The following is an 18529-nucleotide window of genomic DNA, read 5'->3' on the forward strand; positions in this document are numbered from 1 at the left end:
CCATGATGCGGATGCTGAAAACCATGCCGCCGACGGCAATCCTTGGGGTGCTGGTCATCCTTGCCTATGCGGTGATTGCACTTTTTGCGCCGCTGTTCGCCCCCTATGGCGAGGCGCAGATCGTCGGCGCGCAGTTCGAACCGTGGAGCGCGACCTATCCCTTTGGCACCGACACGCTTGGCCGGGACATGCTGTCGCGGCTGATCTGGGGCGCGCGCAATACCGTGGGCGTCGCGCTGGTCACGACCGCGCTGGCCTTTGGTATCGGGGCCATCGCCGGGCTTTTGGCGGCGGCGCTGGGCGGCTGGGTCGATCTGGTGCTGTCGCGCCTCGTCGATGTGCTGATGGCGGTGCCCGCGCTGATCCTGACGCTGCTGGCGCTTTCAGCGTTGGGGCCGGGGGTGATGAACCTGATCGCGGTGGTTGCAGTTCTGGATTCCACCCGGGTCTTTCGCCTTGCCCGGGCCACGGCGATGAATGTCATGGTGATGGATTACGTCGAGGCCGCGCATCTGCGGGGTGAGGGTATCTGGTGGACGATCACGCGTGAGGTGCTGCCCAATATCTCGGCCCCGCTGATTGCCGAATTCGGCTTGCGCTTCTGCTTTGTCTTTCTGACCATCTCGGCCCTGTCCTTTCTGGGACTTGGCCTGCCGCCGCCCATGGCGGACTGGGGTGCGATGGTGCGCGACAATGCGGCGCTGATCACCTTTGGCGATATCACCCCGCTCTTGCCGGCTGCCTGCATCGCGGTGCTGACGGTTTCGGTCAATTTCGTGGTGGACTGGATGCTGCACCGCGCCTCGGGTCTGAAGGACTGAACCATGCTGCTGAACATCGAAAACCTGAAGGTCGAGGCGCGGGGCGAGGAAGGCTGGACCCCGATTCTGCACGGCGTCGATCTGAAGGTGGCACGGGGTGAGGTGGTCGGCCTGATCGGCGAATCCGGCGCGGGGAAATCGACGCTGGGTCTTGCTGCGCTGGGTTTTGTCCAGGGCGGGCTGCGTTTTGCGGGCGGGCGGGTGCTTTTTGACGGCACCGACCTGCTGCAATTGCCCGAGCGCCAGCGCCGCGCCTTTCGCGGTCGCCGCGTTGCCTATGTTGCGCAGTCTGCGGCGGCCAGTTTCAACCCGGCGTGGCGGTTGCTTGACCAGTTTTGCGAGGGGCCGGCGATCCATCACACAGCAAGCCGTGCAGAGTCTGAAAACTTTGCCCGCCAGCTTTACGCCGCAATGCATCTGCCAGATCCCGAACATTTCGGCCTGCGGTTTCCGCATCAGGTCTCGGGCGGGCAGTTGCAGCGGGCGATGGTCGCCATGGCGATGGCCTGCAAGCCTGACCTGATCGTCTTTGACGAGCCGACGACGGCCTTGGACGTCACCACGCAGATCGGCGTTCTTGCCGCGATCCGCGAGGCGGTCGAGACAACCGGAACGGCGGCCATCTATATCACCCATGACCTTGCGGTGGTGGCCCAGATGGCCGATCGCATCAAGGTCATGCGCCACGGCCGCGAGGTCGAAGAGGCCCCGACCCGTCAGATGATCGGGGCACCAAAGCAGGACTATACCCGCTCGCTTTGGGCGGTGCGCGAGTTCCGCCGGCCCGAGCGTGCCCTGCCTCAGGCCAGCGCGCCGGCGATCAGTATCCGCGAGGTGACGGCGGGCTATTCCACGCTAGATGTGCTTTCGGACGTCAGCTTTGACATCCCGCGCGGGGCAACGGTGGCAGTGGTGGGCGAATCCGGCTCGGGCAAGTCGACAACGGCGCGGGTCATCACCGGGCTGCTGCCGCCGCGGCTGGGCAGCATCTCGCTGAACGGTACCGCTTTGCCGCCGCGTCTCGCGCAGCGCACGCTTGAGCAAAAGCGGGCGGTGCAGATGATCTATCAGATGGCCGATACGGCGCTGAACCCGCGCCAGACCATCCGTCAGATCCTGTCGCGCCCCTTGCAGTTCTATCTGGGCCTGACCGGAAAGGCGCGCGAGACCCGGCTGATGGAGCTGATGGAGCAGATCGAGCTGGACCCCGCGCGTTTCCTGGACCGCCTGCCGGGTGAGCTGTCGGGCGGGCAAAAGCAGCGTATCGGCATTGCGCGCGCCCTGGCCGCCGACCCCGAGTTCATCATTTGCGACGAGGTGACAAGCGCCCTTGACCAGTTGGTGGCCGAGGGGATCTTACGCCTGCTCAGCAAGGTACAGGACGAAACCGGGGTCAGCTATATGTTCATCACCCATGACATTGCCACGGTGCGCGCCATTGCCGATGAGGTGGTGGTGATGAAGGGTGGCCGGGTCATGGATCGCGGTCCCAAGCCCGACGTTCTGGACCCGCCGCGCCATGATTACACGCGCGAACTGCTGGCATCGGTTCCGCAGATGGACCCGGATTGGCTGACCCACCGCATCGCCGAGGGCCGTGTTGCAGGTGATGAGCCATGATTTCGGACCCGCAGGTGCTAGGCTTTATCGCCCGGACCGAGGCCGCCTATCCGCCCGAGGCGAATGGCGCCAGCGCCGCTGATAACCGCCGCTTTTACGACGCGATGTGCGCGGTCTTTCGCGGCCCGCGCCCTCCGGGCCTTGTGGTCGGGGATCGCCGTATCGGCGGCGTGCCCTGCCGCGTTTATGGTGCGGATAGCGCGGTTTCGGTCGTCTATGTGCATGGCGGCGGCTTTGTGGTCGGCGGGCTGGACAGCCATGACGATGTTTGTGCCGAAATCGCCGATGCGACCGGCCTGCAGGTTATCGCCATCGACTACCGCCTTGCGCCCGAACATCGCTGGCCAGCCCAGATCCAGGACGTGCAGGCTGTCTGGGATGCTCTGGACCGTCCGGCGGTGATCGCGGGCGACAGTGCGGGTGGGATGCTTTCCGCTGCGCTGTGCCTGTCGCGGCGCGGGCAGCGCCAGCCCTTGGGGCAGGTGCTGATCTATCCGGGGCTTGGCGGAGATGGCAGCGCGCCCTCTTATCGCGAAAATGCCGGGGCGCCGCTGCTACGGACCGAGGATCTGGCCACCTATCACGCGGCCTTGCATGGCGATGGGCCGGTTGATCCCTTGGCTTTGCCCCTGCAGGTCGAGGATCTGGCCGGTGTAGCCCCTGCTTTTGTCGTCAGCGCCGATGTCGATCCCCTGCGCGATGACGCACGGGATTATGTGCAGCGGCTGCGCGCGGCTGGTGTTGCCGCCGAGTGGCGCAATGAGCCTGAATTGCCTCATGGCTATCTGCGTGCCCGACGCGAAAGCGACCGGGCGCGGCGCAGCTTTCAGGCCATCCTGTCGGCGATCATGCGGTTTGCGGTGCGCGGTTAGTCCGGCTTTTCCGCCATCGCGACGACTTGGGCATGCGGCCGGTCCAGCCTGCGCAACAGCCCGTCCATGAAGGCTTGCCGCAGGATTGTGCGATAGCGCCCCGCGTCGGGGCCATAGCGACGTGCCTGCCGCAGCCATTTCAGCGCCAGCACTGGCAGCAATGGCCAGAACCAGGGCCCCGCCGCCACGCGATAGGCCATAAGCGCGTTGCGGTACATGTAATAGACCTTCCACAGCGGGCGCAGCACCAGATGCCCGCCGGGCTGGATCGAGCCGGTGTCATGCTCAAACCGGACCGCGGGCAAAAAGCCGATGCGCAGCCCCTTGCGCCGCATTTCCAGCGTGTAAAGCTGGTCGTCGCCATAGATGAACAGCCGCTCATCGGGATATCCGGCGCGGGAAATGCTGGCGCGCGACAGAAACAGACCGACAAATGAGGTCATGTCGATCCCGACCGGCGCGGCATCGGCGCGATAGTTGTCATTACCCAGATGAAAGCCCTTGCGGCCCCGGGTCAGGGTGCGCAGAAACTCGGGCAGGTGCCAGAACGGGTTGCGATAGGGGCGGTTCATCTCGCACACCTCACCCGAAGGTGTCAGCACCGCGGCGCCAAGCGCGTCCCAGCCGCTTAGATCAAGGCTGCGAAAACGGGCGATCTGGCCGGGAGCGGGGCGTCCGTCGTCATCCATCAGAACAACCCAGTCAGGGTCGTAACCTTTGACCAACAGGCGCAGGCCACGGGAAAAACCGCCTGCGCCCCCAAGATTTTCAGGGTGATGTATGACGATCAGCCGCGGATCGTCCATTGCGTCCAGATAGTCGCGCGTACCGTCGCCCGAGGCGTTGTCAAAAACAAGGATCTGATCCAGATCCTCGGCAAGCAGTCGCGTTAGCGTCTCGCGCAGCCGGTCAAGCCGGTTGTGGGTGACGACAAGCGCGGCGATGGTCTGGCGGGACAAGGCTGATGTGGCGGGCGGATCGTGGGTGGGACGCATATCCGGCTTGCTGTTCAGGGCTACGCCCACGGCTGCCACTGCGCCCCGGACCGTATTGCCGGGGATAGATACCGGATGATCGTCCCGGGAACAAGCTCGGGCACCTGCATTTGTGTGATATGCAGATGTTACGCCCTGTCCCTTTGACCGGGGGAACTGCCCGGCGGTGCCTGTCAGGCGCGGGCGCCAGAGGGCGCCGCGCCTTTCGGCAAGGTATCAGAGATGGATCTTGGCAAAGCGGGCTTCGTCGATACCCAGACGGCGCAGGTCTGCGGCGGCGGGGTGACGATGTGCCTCGGTCGCCGAGGCGACGGCGATGGCGGCCCGGATGGTCGAAAGAACCGAGGTAAGCGAGTGAAGGGCGCGGTGCATTTTACGGCCTGTGTGTCATGTGAATCTGTCGAACTGTCGACACCAGACAGATGGGGCCATGACGGCTGTTCTGCAACGCAGCAAAATGGCAAGCCCGCCATGCGGTCAGGACATGGCGGGCGGCCTTGGTTCGGAAAAAGGGCTGGTCCTTTGGATCAGTCCTCTTCGGCGGCAAGCTGGCTCAGCATCTCGCCCTTGCCGCGTGCGCGCAGGATCAGCGGTACGATCAGCGCCAGTGCGGCGATGGCCAGCAGGGTGGCCGCGATCGGTGACTGGATCAGGTAAAGCCAGTCGCCCTGGCTGATCGACAAGGCCCGGCGCAACTGCTGCTCGGCCATCGGGCCAAGGATCAGGCCGACAACGATCGGCGCGATCGGATAGCCAAAGAGCCGCATCAGATAGCCAAGCACACCAAAGGCAAGCAACAGCCCCAGTTCAAAGCTTGAGGGGTTGGCCCCGATGGTGCCCAGCGTGGCAAACAGCAGGATGCCCGCATAGAGCCACGGTTTCGGCACCTTGAGCAGCTTGACCCACAGACCGATCATGGGCAGGTTCAGCACCAGAAGCATCGCGTTCGCGATCAGAAGCGAGGCGATCAGCCCCCAGACCAGCGTCGGGTTGGTGGCAAACAGCAGCGGTCCCGGTTGCAGGCCGAACTGCTGGAACCCGGCCAGCATGATCGCCGCGGTGGCCGAGGTCGGCAGGCCCAGCGTCAGCAGCGGCACCAGGGTACCGGCGGCGCTGGCGTTGTTCGCGGCCTCGGGACCGGCAACGCCCTCGATTGCACCGTGGCCGAACTCTTCGGGGTGTCTGGTCAGCTTTTTCTCGGCGGCATAGGACAGGAAGGTGCCGATCTCGGCCCCGCCTGCAGGCATGGCACCGATGGGAAAGCCGATGAACGTGCCGCGCAGCCACGGTTTCCACGAGCGGGCCCAGTCCTTGCGGCTCATCCAGATCGAGCCGCGGACCGCTGTGACCTCCTCATCGACCTGCACGCGCTGACCGGCGATGAACAATGCCTCGCCCACGGCGAACATGGCGACGGCCATGGTCGTGACCTCGATACCGTCAAGCAATTCGGGTACGCCAAAGGACAGCCGTGCCTGTCCGGTCAGCTGGTCGATACCGACACAGGCCAGCGCCAGCCCCAGAAACAGCGACGTCAGCCCGCGCAGGGCAGAATCGCCAAATGCGGCCGAGACGGTGACAAAGGCCAGCACCATCAGCGCGAAATATTCGCGCGCACCAAAAACCAGCGCCACCTTGACGATAGTGGGTGCCAGAAAGGCCAGCAGCAGCGTCGCGATCAGCCCGGCGATGAATGAGCCGATGGCGGCGGTGGCCAGCGCGGGGCCGCCGCGCCCCTTGCGGGCCATCTTGTTCCCTTCGAGCGCGGTGATGATCGAGGCGCTTTCGCCCGGGGTGTTGAGCAGGATCGAGGTGGTCGAGCCGCCGTACATGCCGCCGTAATAGATGCCGGCGAACATGATCAGCGATCCGGCCGGGTCCAGCCGATAGGTGACAGGCAACAGCAGCGCCACGGTCAGCGCGGGGCCGATGCCGGGCAGAACGCCGACAGCGGTCCCAAGCGTCACCCCGACCAGTGCGTAAAGCAGCATCATCGGGTCGGCGGCCGTGGCCAGGCCTTGCAGCAGAAATTCGAATGCACTCATCGCTCAGCCCCGCGGAAAGACCAGATGCTCAAGCGGCCCGGCAGGCAGGTGCAGCATCAGAAGTTGCGAGAAAATCGTCCAGACCACAAAGGAAACGGCGATGCCGATCGGGATGGTCATGGCCAGATTGCGCTTGCCAAAGGCCCGGGCGGTAAAGGCAAAGAGCAGCCCCGTGGCGATGGAAAAGCCCGCTACATTCAGCAGAATCAGCTGTGCCGCCAGACCCGCCACGATCCACAGCACCGGCGGGATGTTCTGTGGTGCACGCAAGGGGAAATCGCCGCGCATGGCCTCGACGGCGGTCCAGATGGCCAGACCGATCAGCGCCACGCCCACCACGCGCGGCACGCTGGCCGGGCCGACGCCCGAATAGCCGCCCAGATCGGCAAGCCGGCTGCTGTCCCACAGCAGCACGGCCCCGATCACCACCAGACCGGCGGCGACGATGAGCGCCGCCGTATCACGGCGGCGCGGCGGTTCATGGCGAGATACGCTCATTTCACCAGACCGATGTCCTTGAGGATGGCGCCGGTCGCGGCCACGTCTTTTTCAAGCTGGGCCTCGAATTCGGGACCGGCCAGATATGTGTCCATCCAGCCCTTGTCGGCCAGCTGTTTCTGCCAGTTTTCGGATTTCACCATTTTTTCGACATCGGCGGTCACCTTGGCCTTTTGCTCGTCGCTCAGGCCGGGGGCAGCGGCGACCATGCGCCAGTTCTCAAGCGTGACGTCCAGACCGGCCTCTTGCAGGGTCGGGGCATCGACGCCTTCAAGCCGCTCGGGCGAGGTGACGGCCAGAAGGCGCAGGGTGCCAGCCTGGATCTGGGCCTCGAACTCGCCCAGAGAGGAAATGCCCGCAGTCACCTGATTGCCAAGGATCGCGGCCAGAGCCTCGCCGCCACCGGAATAAGCGATGTAGTTGATCTTGGTCGGATCGACGCCTGCGGCTTTGGCGATCAGGCCAACGGCGATATGGTCGGTGCCACCGGCCGAGCCACCGGCCCAGCTGACCGCGCCGGGATCAGCCTTCAGCGCCTCGACCAGGCCGTTGATGTCCTGGATGGGCGAGGCGGCGGGAACCACGATCGCCTCATATTCGCCGGTCAGGCGGGCGATGGGCGTCACATCCTTAAGCGAAACGGGCGAATTGTTGGTCAGGATCGCGCCGACCATGACATAGCCGCCGACGATCAGCGTGTCGGGGTTGCCCTTGTTCTGGTTGGCGAATTGCGCCAGCCCGATGGTGCCGCCGGCGCCGGGCACGTTCTGTACCTGCACCGATTTCGAGATGCCTTCTTCTTGCATCACGGTCTGCATGGTGCGCGCGGTCTGGTCCCAGCCGCCGCCGGGGTTGGCGGGCGCGATGATGGTGTAATCGGCCATGGCCGGCAGGGCAGTGGCCGCCGCAAACAGGCTGGCAAGAACGAATTGCTTCATGGTCTTCCTCCGCATCGGGCCGGACGCATCGGCGCCGGTCCCATCATTCGTTTTTCTGGCTTTGGCCCGCATTTCTCCCGGAATGCGGACGTCCTCCTGAACCCGCGCGCAGGCGGGTCCTGTCACCTTTCCAGCACAGAAAGCTGTCATGGACCTGACATGGTGGCGAAAATCGTCGTCGGCGCTATTGCCCGGCCAAAGCACTGTTCCAGCGGCCAAGCAGGCTCGCCCGTGTCGCCTGATCCAGATAGGCGAGCAGGCCGGGACTGACCGGCACCGGCTTCAGCCGCAGCCCGGCCAGATCCTGCATGCCGCCCGCCGGTCCCGGCTGGCCCGAGACCTCAAGGCTGACCGCTGACAGCCGCAGAGTACGTGACAGCAGGCCCTGCCCCTCGGGCGACATCAGAAAGGCCAGGAAATCCGCGCCAAGCCCGGGCTGACGCGCCGCCGCAGGCACCAGCGCCACGCGTGAGACGACGACAGTAAAGTCGCGCGGCAGGATCACACCCACGTCGGGATGGCGCCGCGCCCAGTCGGCGGCATATGAGCCCAGCAGGTTATAGCCCACCGCCAGCCGTCCGTCGGCGATCCGTTCCAGCAGATCGGCCGAGGTCGGGAATTGCTGCACCTCTGCCCGGCCCATGGCACGCACCACCGACCAGATATTTGGATAAAGCTCCTGATCGCGGGCCAGAAACAGATAGCCCACGCCCGAGCGCGCCACGTCATAGGTGCCGATCCGGCCCCGCGCCCCGGCCGGGTGTTCGGCCATCCAGCGCATCAGATCGGCGCGTGTGGCCGGAGGTTCGCGCCCGGCAAAGCTGGGCTTGTGATAGGCAAAGACCGCGGGTTCAAAGGTCAGCGCATAGGCGGTGTCGCGCCAGTTTGCCCAATCGGGCCAGTCGGGCGTGTCCGGGGTCTCGACCGCGCGGGCATAGCCGTCGTTGGCCAGTTTGACCTGCAGATCCATGGCCGAGGAAAAGGCAAAATCCGCCGTTCCTGTGCCTGATCTGGTCTCGGCCACGATGCGGTCGTGCAGCTCGGTCGTCAGCAGGTTTTCATAACGCACCGTGACGTCCGGGTGCCGGGCCTGAAAGGCCGCAATCAGCGGTGCGGCCAGATCATTGTCGAGCGAGGAATAGATCGACAGCTCTTGCGTCTGATCGTCGGGGGCCGGGAACAGGGTAACCTGCGCGGACACGCCGCCTGCCCACAGCGTAAGTGCCGTGGCGATGGCTGGCATGATACGGTCGAACAGGCGCATGATCTGCGACTTTGCCAAAGCGGTGGGCCGTTCACAAGTCTGCCTTGCGCCGCTAGGGTGCGTCGCAAGGGGGGAAACCATGCGCATCCTGCTTGTCGAGGACAACCTGTCGCTGGCCGAGGGGCTGACCGCCCTTTTGCGGCAGTCAGGCTATGCGGTGGATGTGGTCCATGACGGGGCCTCGGCCGAGGCGCTGGCGGCGGCGGAAAGCTTTGATCTGGTGATCCTGGATCTGAACCTGCCCCAGATGGACGGGCTGGAGGTCCTGCGGGCAATGCGCGCGCGGCGCAACCCGGCGGCGGTGATGATCCTGACCGCCCGTGGCGCGCCCGAAGAGCGGGTGCGCGGCCTTGACCTTGGCGCCGACGACTACCTGATCAAACCCTTTGACATCGGAGAGTTCGAGGCCCGCATCCGCTCGCTTCTGCGGCGTCAGGCGGGGCTGCGCAACTCGACCGTCAGCTTTGGCGATCTGGTGCTGGACCAGACGGCACGCAGCTTCATGCTGGCGGGGCAGCCTCTGGACCTGCCGGCGCGGGAACGCGGGTTGCTGGAGCTGCTGATCATGCGCGCCGGCAAGGTGGTGACGCGCGACGCCATTGTGCAGTCGCTGACCTCGCTTGAGGATGACCTGTCCGCGAATGCGATCGAGCAATATGTCAGCCGGCTGCGCAAGCGGCTGGCTCCGGCCGGGCTGACGGTACGCACCGCGCGCGGCATCGGCTATTTCCTTGACCGGGCGGCGCCTTGATCCGGCGGCCCTTTTCCCTGCGTCGCCGCCTGCTTGCGTGGCTGTTGCTGGCGACGCTGGTGCTGGGAACGGCGGCCCTGATCGACACCTGGCGCGAGGCGGTGCGCATGGCCAACGCGCTGGCCGACCGGGTGCTGGCGGGCTCGGCCCTTGTCATTGCCGAGCGCGCCTCGCTTGACGAAAACGGCCGTATCGCCATCGAGATCCCTTATGGCGCGCTGGAGATGCTAAGTTCCGCCGCGCAGGACCGGGTGTTTTACCGCGTCGACGGTCCGCCGGGCCATATCGTCACCGGCTATGGCGATCTGCCCATGGCACCGGCGCGTCCGGGCAGCGGACCGGCCTATGCCGATGATGTTTTCCGGGGCGAGCCGGTGCGGGTGGCAAGCCTTGCCCGTGCCGCCTCGACCGGGATCGACGAGGTGCCCTTTGTGGTCACCGTGGCCGAGACCACAAATGCCCGGCGCGAACTGACGCGGGCAATCCTGATGCGCTCGGCCCTGCGGCTGGGGCTGATGATTGCCGGGGCGGCGCTGATCGTCTGGATCGCGGTGACCCTGTCCCTGCGCCCGCTTTACCGGCTGAGCGAAGAGATCGCGGCCCGCAGCCCCGATGACCTGAGCCCGATCGGGACGCAGGTGCCATCCGAGGTGCGCGGGCTGGTCGGGACGGTCAACGGGTTCATGCGCCGGCTGGGGGCGGCGCTGGACGGGATGCGCAATTTCACCGGCAATGCCGGGCATCAGCTCAGAACGCCCCTGACTGTGGTACGCACCCAGCTGGCGCTGGCGGCACGGGCCGCGACCCTGCCCGAGGCGCAGGCCGCCGCCGCCAAGGGCGATGCCGCGGTGGCACATGCAGAACGTATCCTTGCCCAGCTTTTGCTGCTGGCTCGGGTGGATACCGCCGAGGGCGCGGCTTTGGCCGCCCCGCTGGATCTGGTGGCTCTGGCACGCGATCTGACCGCCGAACATATCCCCGCCGCAGCCGAGGCCGGGATCGACCTTGGCTTTGAGGGCGAGGGGTCGTTGCTGGTCCGGGCCGAACCCCTGTTGCTGGGCGAGGCACTGAGCAACCTGATCTCGAACGCGCTGCTTCACGCAGGACGGGCGGCGGTGGTGACTGTCCGCGTCAGGCGCGACGGCGGCGCGGCGGTTCTGGAGGTCGAGGACAACGGCCCCGGCATCCCGACCGGGGCGCGTGCCGCCGCCGTCAGCCGTTTCAGCCGGGGTGAGACGACCGGGCCGGGCATGGGGCTGGGCCTGCCGGTGGCGCTGGAAATTTCCAGTCTTTTCGGGGGCAGGCTGACTTTGGGCGAAGGCGCGGGCGGTGGTGGGCTGCTGGCGCAGATCGCCTTGCCGGTGTTGGCGAGCGAATTCTTCGCGCAGGAAAATGCCGCGATTGATGGGAAACCCTTGCAATCGTGACTGTGATTCGCCATCTTTCGCCCGTTCGCGTCCTCGTGAACGCAGTTTGATGTCCGGGCCCCTCTGGCGGACGTGGCGGCACGTTCGTGATGTCGGCATCGATCTTTTACCAGCCGCCTGGATCTTGTTCTGACATGCAGCAAGGAAACACCCCGTCTGCGGCGGGCTCGACGAATGGAACCCATCGTCCGACCCTGCAATATTTCAAATGGTCGTTCATTGTCACCTTCCTTGGTCTCGCGCTTGGCGCGGTGCTGGGATGGCAGACCACAGGTACTGTCGGTGGTGCACTGACGGTCTTTTTTATCTGTGCCGTGCTTGCGGTGCTGGAAATCTCGCTTTCCTTCGACAACGCTATCGTCAACGCCAACAAGCTGAAAGAGATGACCCCGAAGTGGCAGCGCCGCTTTCTGACCTGGGGTATCGTCATCGCGGTTTTCGGCATGCGGGTGATCTTTCCGCTGCTGATCGTCGTCATTGCTGCCAATATCGGCCCGTGGCAGGCGATGATCCTGGCTGCGACCCAGCCCGACGAATATTCCCGGATCATGCAGGATGCCCATCTGCCTATCGCGGCTTTTGGCGGCACCTTCCTGATGATGGTCGGCCTGAGCTTCTTCTTTGACCACGAAAAGGATGTGCACTGGGTCCGCTGGCTTGAGGACCGCATGCAGCGCTATGCCACCATCCGCGGCATCGAGGTCGCGGTTGTGCTGGTGACGGTGCTGATCTTTTCGCGCTTTCTGGAGGGGGCCGAATCGCAGGTGTTCTTTCAATCCGCGATCTGGGGCCTTCTGACCTTTTTGCTGGTCGAGGTGCTGGGCGGTCTTTTGGACAGTTCGCAGCAGACCTTGCAGGCCGGGGCCAAGGGCGGTCTGGGCGCGTTCCTTTACCTCGAGGTTCTGGACGCCTCATTCAGCTTTGACGGGGTGATCGGTGCCTTTGCGCTGACCCACAACCTGTTCGTCATCGCCATCGGTCTGGGTATCGGCGCGATGTATGTCCGCTCGATGACCATCATGCTGGTCGAGCGCGGGACGCTGTCCGAATACCGCTTTCTGGAACATGGCGCCTTTTATGCAATCGTCGCCCTGTCGGTGATCATGTTCGTGCAACCGCTCGTGCATATCCCGGAGGTCGTGACTGGTCTTGGCGGCGCGACGCTGATCGGTATCTCGCTCTGGTCCTCGATCCGCTGGAACCGCAAAAACTCCGAGGCCGAGGGCTAAAACGCCCCGCCTCATATATGCCTTTCGGGGTCGCCGCCTTTCGGGGTGGCGGCCCTTTTGCTATCCTGTCACTGGTTCGGGACGGGGGCGACATGCGCTATCTGGTTGCTTTTCTGGTCGTGATTGCCGTGGCGGCGCTGCTTTACTGGCGTCATGTGCAACGGGCAGCGGCGGATGACGATGCCGATGTGCAGGCGCTTTACCAGTCTGGCCGGGTGCTGCCATCGGGGCCGTTGCGGGTCTATCATCTGGGCCACAGCCTTGTGGGGCGCGACATGCCGGCCATGCTGGCGCAACTGGCCGGGCAGGGGCATGATTATGCGCTGCAATTGGGCTGGGGCACGGCGCTGAGCGAACATTTTCAGGGTAGCGGGGCGATCAGCGGTTTTGAGCAAGAGAACGCCACCCCGCATTACCGTGATGCGCATGAGGCGCTGAAATCGGGGGAATACGACGCCTTTGTCATGACCGAGATGGTGCGGCTCAAGGATGCGCTGCGTTACAAAGACAGCAGTGCACACGCGGGGAAATGGGCGGCCGAGGCCGCGGCAGGCAATCCCGATACCCAGATCTTTCTGTATGAAAGCTGGCATGCGCTGGACGATCGGCCCGAATGGTTGGGGCGTCTGCCAGATGATCTGGAAACCATGTGGAAGCCCGGACTGCTTTGGCCCGCCACGCGGGCGGCGGGCAGACCGGTCTGGCTGATCCCCGCCGGGCAGGTGATGGCGCGTCTGGTGGCCGAGGCCGAGGCGGGCGGTATCGCTGAGCTGACCTCGCGCGAGGATCTTTTTGCCCGCAATCCCGACGGCTCGCTTGATACGATCCATCCTAATGATCTGGGCATCTATCTGGTGGCGTTGACCCATTATGCGGTGCTTTACGGCAAAAGCCCGGTCGGCCTGCCGCATCAGTTGCTGCGTGCCGATGGCACCCCCGCCGATGCGCCTTCGCCGGAATTGGCGCGGCGCATGCAGGAACTGGTGTGGGAAGTGGTCCTGGCCGAGCCTTTGACTGGCATTAATCCATGAAATCCGAACGCTGATTTTACGCTGGATTGAAAATAATCCCGTTGATCCGGCGCTGATTCTGCCTTCTTGGCAGGCATGACTGATTGCATGGCGGGCAACTGCCCGATCGGCGGTCAGCCCTGCGCAGGAGGTTCGATGCTTACCGGGTTCGTGCTGTTCTATGTCGGTGCCGTTCTGTTTCTGAACGGGCTGTGGCTGATGGGCCGTATTGCCGATCGTGAGATCGTCGTCATCAACATTATCACCGCGCTGGTTTCAGGGGCGGCGGTGCTGCATGACGCCTTTGGCGCGGGCGCCAGCGCCGCCAGCATCCGCAATGGCGCGCTAAGCCTGTTGTTCTGCACCACCTACCTGTGGGTCGCCTATAACCGGCTTAGCGGTGTCGACGGGCGCGGGCTTGGCTGGTTCAGCCTGTTCGTTGCCGTAACCACTGTGCCGGTTTTCCTGCGCGCACTTGCGGCGGCAGGTTCGGGGACCGAACTGTGGCTGGCCGCTAACTGGGCTGTCTGGGGTGTTCTGTGGTTTATGTACTTCATGCTGCTGGCACTTGGCCGGCCGATCCAGCGCCAGACGGCGTGGGTCACGCTGCTGGCGGGGATCTTTACCGGCTGGCTGCCGGGGTTTCTGCTGCTTGATGGGCTGATCTGATCACCAGAACAGATGCGCCTCATCTATGGCGCGGCGCCAGAAGGCCTCGCGGTCGCTTTCGGGCTGCCAATCCAGCAGGCGCTTGGGCTTGGCGTTGTCGAAAGGCGACAGATGGCCGCGTGACTTCCAATCCGCGCGGGATGCGGGTGCGGCGTCACGGCGGCGCAGGGCGTAGCGTTTGAGCCCCTGTTTCGCTGCATCGACCAGCCATAGCGCAGTCAGGTTTGAGCCGCTGACCCCGATCCTGGCCCCGGTGCGGCGATGGATGGCCTTGAAATAGTCGCGGCTGGTAAACATCGGCTCACCGATCAGGTTGAAGCTTTCGCCGATGGCCTCGTCGCGTTCCATCATCGCGATCAGCCCGTCCGAGACATCATCGGCCAGCACAAAGGGCAGGATATTGCGGCCATTGCCCCACAGCCTGACCGCACCGGCGCCATGCCAGCGCCCGATGCCCCAATGCTGCAACGGACCGCCGTCGCCCAGCACGATGCCGGGACGGGCGATGACCAGCCGCAGGCCCTGCGCCTGCATGGCAAGCAACCGTCGTTCGCCCTCGGCCTTTGAACGGGCATAGATGTTACGGCTTTCCATTTCGCCGAAATCGGTCGCCTCGGTGATCGTACGGGCAGGGTCGGACATATCATATGAGGCGATGGTGCCGGTGTGGATCAGGCGCCCGACCCCTGCGCGAAGCGCGGCGCGGCCGATATGCTCGGTCGTGGCGACGTCGTTCTCCAGCGCGGCCTGCCAGCTTTTGTCGGTCGATTTTGCAAGGTTGAAAACGCAGTCCATACCCTGCATCGCCTCGGTCAGCGCGTCCTCGTCGCGCAGCGAAACGCCGACAGTCTGGACGTGATCGGCCAAGTCGGCAAAGGGTCCGTTCCCGCCGCGGGACAGCACGCGCACCTCATGGCCACGCTCAACCAGCCTGCGGGTCAGGTTGCGGCCAATAAAGCCGGTGCCGCCGATTACCATGACGCGGGGCTGCGGCATCCCGGCGGGGCGGGCCGGCGCAGCGGGCAGGGCGGGCAGGCGTGCCAGCGCGTCGTCGATGCCCTGCATCACGTCTTGGGCCGATGCGGGGGCAAAGCGCGGATCAGGCTCGCCCGCGCGGATGCCGTCGTAAAAGGCCGAGATCGTGGCGCGGAAACTTAGACCATAAGGGCTTTTCTGGTTCAGGGATGCAGCCTGCCGGAAGGCATTGCGCAGCCCTTCGCGCAGATGCGACCCGGCACGTGACATCTCTTTGATCAGCGGGTTCAGCACCAGATCTGCGGTGTTGTCGCGGGTGATGACCAGCGCGTCCGCCGCATAATCCAGCCGCGCCATCCCGGCCGAGCCGCGCAGGCAGACCGAGCGGTCGTCAAAGGTTTCGACCAGCGACAGGTTGATCGTCACATCCACCTGACCGGCGCGGGCAAGGATGCGCCAGCTTTGCGGGCGCTTGTCGCCGCCGGGCAGGGTGATCCATTGGCCAAGGCTGACATGTTCGATCTCAAGTGGGCCGAACAGGTCCACCGCAAAGGAAAACGGATGCGGGCCCAGTTCACGCAGCAGGTTCTGCGTCTCGCGCAGCATCCACAGCCCATAGGGACCCGAGCGCAGCGGAACCAGCGGCAGTGCCCAGTTGATCTGTGCGCTTGAGACCAGCCCCAGATCACCTGCCTGCACCGCCTGCCTGAGCCGGCCATAACCGGGCAGGCCAAGAAAGTTGTGGCAGGCGCCAAGCTGACGGCCAGCGGCATCGGCTGCGGCGCGCATGGTGTCGATTTCGGCCACCGACAGGGCGACGGGTTTTTCAACCAGCACATACAGCCCTGCACCCAGGCATTTCACCGCCAGGTCGCAATGCAGGTTCGGAGGGGTCAGGATATGAACCACGTCACAGACTCCGGCCGCGATCATCTGGTCCAGATCGGTAAAGGCGGCGATGCCGTGGCTGGCGGCCAGTGCCCCGGCCGCGTCGCCGGCCGGGTCACAGACGGCGACCAGGCGCGCACCCGGCGCGGCCTTGATCGCATCGGCGTGCCACGAGGCGATATAGCCGGCCCCGATGATTCCGACGCGCAGCTCCGAAGTCATGGCAAACCCCTATTTGTACTCGATAATATGCATGTCATCGCCGCGCTGACGGCGGCGGAAATAGGTCAGCATTCCCCAAAGGCTGGGGATCTTGGCCAGCGTCAGCAGCGCGGCCTGTTCTACCGCCATAGGCCGGTCTTTTAGTCCGCGCCATGTCTTCCAGAAGGACAGGGCGTAAAGCGCCAGCACAGCCACTGACAACCAGCCGCTGACAAATAGCCCCAAAAGGAACAGCAGTGGCAGCACCAGCCCATAGACCCAGACCCGCAGTTTTTCGCGGCGGAAATGCGGCGGGTGCATCGCGCCGACCTGCGCAAAGCCGTGGCCATTGCGGATGGTGCGTTTCCACCACTGGCCAAAACGGGTCATGTCGGCGTCATGCCAGGTCATTTGCTTGGGCAGGCGCAACAGCTTCCAGCCTGCCTTGGCAAGACGCAGGCAGAATTCGTCGTCTTCGGCCGCGATTACGCCCGGGTCAAAGCCGCCGATCTGACGAAAGGCCGCGACGCGCACCATCATGTCGCCACCACAGGTGGCGATGGGGCCGGCGGGGCGGTGCCAGTCCACCTCGCACATCTGGTTATAGACAGATGCCGTTGGGCGGATCTCAGAGCGCCAGCCGGTCACCAGGCCAAGTTCGGGGTCGTCCTGCAAGGCGGCGGCACCGGCCCCGAGCCAGTCGGCCTCGACCCGGCAATCGCCGTCGACGAATTGCACAAGATCAAGCTCTCCGCCCTGCAGCAGCGCCTCGAACCCGGCATTGCGGGCGCGGGCGGCGGTGAATGGGCGGTTGCGGTCCAGCTCGACCACCGTAACGCCAAGGCTGCGGGCAAAGGCAACGCTGTCGTCGCCCGATCCGCTGTCAACATAAACGACCCGCTGGCACAGGGGCACCAGCGAGCGCAGGCAGGCCCTGAGCCTGTCGCCTTCGTTGCGGCCGATGGCTACCGCACCAAGTGTCGGTTCGCCCATGATTCCCCCGGTCTGATGCTGCGGCGAAGCTAGCCGCGCCGCCGCTTGCTCTACAATGCGGCAGGACCTGTCGTTATCGTCATGTTCCGGTGTGTGACTGTGCCGGATCGCACATCGCCGGGCGATCTGCGCCGACTAGGGGGTGATGTCGGGCGCGGCCAGTTCCTGTCGCAGGCTTTGGCGGGCCAGCGCCGAGATCAGGTCGGTCTGGGTCACGATGCCGACAATTCGCGGCCCGTCCAGCACCGGCACCGCGTCGCATTCCCCCGAGGCAAGCAGCGGCAGCAGCGCCGCGATGGGCGTATCGGGCGCAACATGCGGAGAATCGGTCTGCATGATCTCATGGGCGCGGGTGGGGTTCGAGCGGCGCGGGTTCAGCAGGTCCGACATGGCGGACAGGAACCGGCGGTCGTGACGAAAGGCGTCCTCGCGCGCGCGGCGGATCAGATGCAGCTGAAAGATGACGCCGCGAAACTGATTGTCATCCTCGACCACCGGCAGTGAGGTAAAGCCGTGGCGGCGAAAGATATCGGCGACCTGCACCAGCCGGGTCTGAGGCGACACGGTGACAAGGTCGCGCGACATCACATCCGCCGCTGTCAGCGGGCCGGTATGATGGGTGGCTGCCTGCAATTCGGCGGCTCCGATCAGCCGGGCCAGATCCTCGACCCCCAGGTTCAGGGACTGGCGATAGCGTTGCAGGATCTCGGTCAGTTCCTCTCGGGACAGGCCCAGCCGCTCCATCGCCGGGTGATCGGCGGTGCCATGTGGTCCCGGCTCGTCGAACTGGCGAAAAGGATAGCGCCGCCCGGTCAGCCGGGCATAGATCATCGCAAAGCCGACCAGCGCGACCGTCCCGGCCAGAACCGGGGCCAGCACAAAGTGAAAGCCAAGCTCGCGGATTGCATCGGGGCTTAGCGCCGCCGTCATGGCGACAGCACCCGCCGGGGGATGCACCGCCCGCAAAAGGATCATTGCCGTGATCGTCGCCCCGACAGCCAGCGCAATGCAAAGCGCCGTGTCAGACGTCAGCATACAGGCAAGCACGCCGACGGCCGCGGCGATCGCATTGCCGACCACTGCCGACCAGGGCTGCGCCAGCGGGCTGTTCGGCACGGCAAAGACCAGCACCGAGGTCGCACCAAACGGGGCGATCATGTAAAGTCCCAGCTGCAGGTCAATCGCCGGGGACAGCAAAAACAGGCCCGAGATGCCCAGCCCTGCCAATGCGCCGATACCCGCCCGCAGTGCCTCGCGCGCCGAGCCGGGCGCAATCGCCGGCCCAAGTGCCTGCGCAATCTGATGCAGCACGGCCCCGGCCGGTCTGGTCATC

17 protein-coding genes are annotated in these 18529 nt (G+C 65.0%); 8 read left to right on the forward strand and 9 right to left on the reverse strand.

Annotation, left to right across the window (positions count from 1 at the left end; genetic code table 11):
* Positions 1–2: 2 nt before the first annotated feature.
* The 3 genes from F8A10_RS00650 to F8A10_RS00660 are packed head-to-tail and all read left to right on the forward strand — an operon-like array spanning position 3 to position 3313.
* Positions 3–821 carry an ABC transporter permease gene (locus F8A10_RS00650; RefSeq protein WP_010397757.1) on the forward strand — a complete coding sequence of 273 codons (819 nt, stop codon included), beginning with the start codon at positions 3–5 and terminating at the stop codon, positions 819–821.
* Between the two features lie 3 nt (positions 822–824).
* Positions 825–2441: an ABC transporter ATP-binding protein gene (locus F8A10_RS00655; protein ID WP_010397760.1), complete on the forward strand. Its 1617-nt coding sequence runs from the start codon at positions 825–827 to the stop codon at positions 2439–2441.
* Complete coding sequence (locus F8A10_RS00660) at positions 2438–3313, forward strand: alpha/beta hydrolase (protein WP_085502156.1); 876 nt, start codon at positions 2438–2440, stop codon at positions 3311–3313. Before F8A10_RS00655 ends, F8A10_RS00660 begins: the two co-directional genes overlap by 4 nt.
* On the opposite strand, the gene F8A10_RS00665 is transcribed toward F8A10_RS00660, so the two are convergent.
* The 6 genes from F8A10_RS00665 to F8A10_RS00685 form a co-directional block, all read right to left on the reverse strand.
* Positions 3310–4308 (reverse strand): glycosyltransferase, encoded by a 999-nt coding sequence (locus tag F8A10_RS00665; protein WP_152366476.1) that lies wholly within the window; start codon positions 4306–4308, stop codon positions 3310–3312. The genes F8A10_RS00660 and F8A10_RS00665 overlap by 4 nt on opposite strands.
* Before the next feature lie 216 nt (positions 4309–4524).
* A complete protein-coding gene (locus tag F8A10_RS21015) occupies positions 4525–4680 on the reverse strand; it encodes a hypothetical protein (protein WP_010397767.1) in 156 nt (51 codons plus the stop codon).
* A gap of 155 nt (positions 4681–4835) precedes the next feature.
* On the reverse strand, positions 4836–6353 hold the full coding sequence (locus tag F8A10_RS00670) for a tripartite tricarboxylate transporter permease (protein WP_152366477.1): 1518 nt from the start codon (positions 6351–6353) through the stop codon (positions 4836–4838).
* Positions 6354–6356: 3 nt separating this feature from the next.
* On the reverse strand, positions 6357–6851 hold the full coding sequence (locus tag F8A10_RS00675) for a tripartite tricarboxylate transporter TctB family protein (RefSeq protein ID WP_085502158.1): 495 nt from the start codon (positions 6849–6851) through the stop codon (positions 6357–6359).
* The gene (locus tag F8A10_RS00680; RefSeq protein WP_029372301.1) at positions 6848–7789 is read right to left on the reverse strand and encodes a Bug family tripartite tricarboxylate transporter substrate binding protein; all 942 of its coding nucleotides are present in this window, start codon (positions 7787–7789) and stop codon (positions 6848–6850) included. The genes F8A10_RS00675 and F8A10_RS00680 overlap by 4 nt, the downstream gene beginning before the upstream one ends.
* 184 nt (positions 7790–7973) lie before the next feature.
* Positions 7974–9053, reverse strand: a complete 1080-nt coding sequence (locus F8A10_RS00685) for an ABC transporter substrate-binding protein (protein ID WP_227493392.1) — start codon at positions 9051–9053, stop codon at positions 7974–7976.
* A 79-nt stretch (positions 9054–9132) separates the two neighbouring features.
* Here F8A10_RS00685 and F8A10_RS00690 point away from each other — a divergent pair, with 79 nt between their 5' ends.
* The 5 genes from F8A10_RS00690 (at position 9133) to F8A10_RS00710 (ending at position 14139) form a co-directional block, all read left to right on the forward strand.
* Entirely contained in the window at positions 9133–9804 is a 672-nt protein-coding gene (locus tag F8A10_RS00690) for a response regulator transcription factor (protein WP_010397778.1), read from the forward strand.
* On the forward strand, positions 9801–11231 hold the full coding sequence (locus F8A10_RS00695; RefSeq protein ID WP_152366478.1) for a sensor histidine kinase: 1431 nt from the start codon (positions 9801–9803) through the stop codon (positions 11229–11231). Before F8A10_RS00690 ends, F8A10_RS00695 begins: the two co-directional genes overlap by 4 nt.
* Before the next feature lie 134 nt (positions 11232–11365).
* Positions 11366–12460 (forward strand): DUF475 domain-containing protein, encoded by a 1095-nt coding sequence (locus F8A10_RS00700; protein WP_010397784.1) that lies wholly within the window; start codon positions 11366–11368, stop codon positions 12458–12460.
* Between the two features lie 92 nt (positions 12461–12552).
* Positions 12553–13491, forward strand: a complete 939-nt coding sequence (locus F8A10_RS00705; protein ID WP_085502160.1) for a hypothetical protein — start codon at positions 12553–12555, stop codon at positions 13489–13491.
* Positions 13492–13626: 135 nt separating this feature from the next.
* Complete coding sequence (locus tag F8A10_RS00710) at positions 13627–14139, forward strand: AmiS/UreI family transporter (protein WP_085502207.1); 513 nt, start codon at positions 13627–13629, stop codon at positions 14137–14139.
* Here F8A10_RS00710 and F8A10_RS00715 read toward each other — a convergent pair whose 3' ends face one another.
* From F8A10_RS00715 to F8A10_RS00725, 3 genes are all read right to left on the reverse strand, one after another.
* On the reverse strand, positions 14140–16224 hold the full coding sequence (locus tag F8A10_RS00715) for an NAD-dependent epimerase/dehydratase family protein (protein WP_152366480.1): 2085 nt from the start codon (positions 16222–16224) through the stop codon (positions 14140–14142).
* Positions 16225–16233: 9 nt separating this feature from the next.
* Positions 16234–17196: a glycosyltransferase gene (locus F8A10_RS00720; RefSeq protein WP_085502162.1), complete on the reverse strand. Its 963-nt coding sequence runs from the start codon at positions 17194–17196 to the stop codon at positions 16234–16236.
* A 135-nt stretch (positions 17197–17331) separates the two neighbouring features.
* The gene (locus F8A10_RS00725) at positions 17332–18528 is read right to left on the reverse strand and encodes an HPP family protein (protein ID WP_010397794.1); all 1197 of its coding nucleotides are present in this window, start codon (positions 18526–18528) and stop codon (positions 17332–17334) included.
* Between the last annotated feature and the right edge of the window lies 1 nt (position 18529).

The sequence above is a fragment of the Paracoccus kondratievae genome (genome assembly GCF_009301415.1).
Classification (GTDB): Bacteria; Pseudomonadota; Alphaproteobacteria; order Rhodobacterales; family Rhodobacteraceae; genus Paracoccus; species Paracoccus kondratievae.

Bases quoted from the DNA above. Each gene is read 5' to 3' on its own strand.
- F8A10_RS00650 (WP_010397757.1), top strand. From the start codon at position 3: ATGATGCGGATGCTGAAAACCATGCCGCCGACGGCAATCCTTGGGGTG.
- F8A10_RS00655 (WP_010397760.1), top strand. From the start codon at position 825: ATGCTGCTGAACATCGAAAACCTGAAGGTCGAGGCGCGGGGCGAGGAA.
- F8A10_RS00660 (WP_085502156.1), top strand. From the start codon at position 2,438: ATGATTTCGGACCCGCAGGTGCTAGGCTTTATCGCCCGGACCGAGGCC.
- F8A10_RS00665 (WP_152366476.1), bottom strand. From the start codon at position 4,308: ATGCGTCCCACCCACGATCCGCCCGCCACATCAGCCTTGTCCCGCCAG.
- F8A10_RS21015 (WP_010397767.1), bottom strand. From the start codon at position 4,680: ATGCACCGCGCCCTTCACTCGCTTACCTCGGTTCTTTCGACCATCCGG.
- F8A10_RS00670 (WP_152366477.1), bottom strand. From the start codon at position 6,353: ATGAGTGCATTCGAATTTCTGCTGCAAGGCCTGGCCACGGCCGCCGAC.
- F8A10_RS00675 (WP_085502158.1), bottom strand. From the start codon at position 6,851: ATGAGCGTATCTCGCCATGAACCGCCGCGCCGCCGTGATACGGCGGCG.
- F8A10_RS00680 (WP_029372301.1), bottom strand. From the start codon at position 7,789: ATGAAGCAATTCGTTCTTGCCAGCCTGTTTGCGGCGGCCACTGCCCTG.
- F8A10_RS00685 (WP_227493392.1), bottom strand. From the start codon at position 9,053: ATGCGCCTGTTCGACCGTATCATGCCAGCCATCGCCACGGCACTTACG.
- F8A10_RS00690 (WP_010397778.1), top strand. From the start codon at position 9,133: ATGCGCATCCTGCTTGTCGAGGACAACCTGTCGCTGGCCGAGGGGCTG.
- F8A10_RS00700 (WP_010397784.1), top strand. From the start codon at position 11,366: ATGCAGCAAGGAAACACCCCGTCTGCGGCGGGCTCGACGAATGGAACC.
- F8A10_RS00705 (WP_085502160.1), top strand. From the start codon at position 12,553: ATGCGCTATCTGGTTGCTTTTCTGGTCGTGATTGCCGTGGCGGCGCTG.
- F8A10_RS00710 (WP_085502207.1), top strand. From the start codon at position 13,627: ATGCTTACCGGGTTCGTGCTGTTCTATGTCGGTGCCGTTCTGTTTCTG.
- F8A10_RS00715 (WP_152366480.1), bottom strand. From the start codon at position 16,224: ATGACTTCGGAGCTGCGCGTCGGAATCATCGGGGCCGGCTATATCGCC.
- F8A10_RS00720 (WP_085502162.1), bottom strand. From the start codon at position 17,196: ATGGGCGAACCGACACTTGGTGCGGTAGCCATCGGCCGCAACGAAGGC.
- F8A10_RS00725 (WP_010397794.1), bottom strand. From the start codon at position 18,528: ATGACCAGACCGGCCGGGGCCGTGCTGCATCAGATTGCGCAGGCACTT.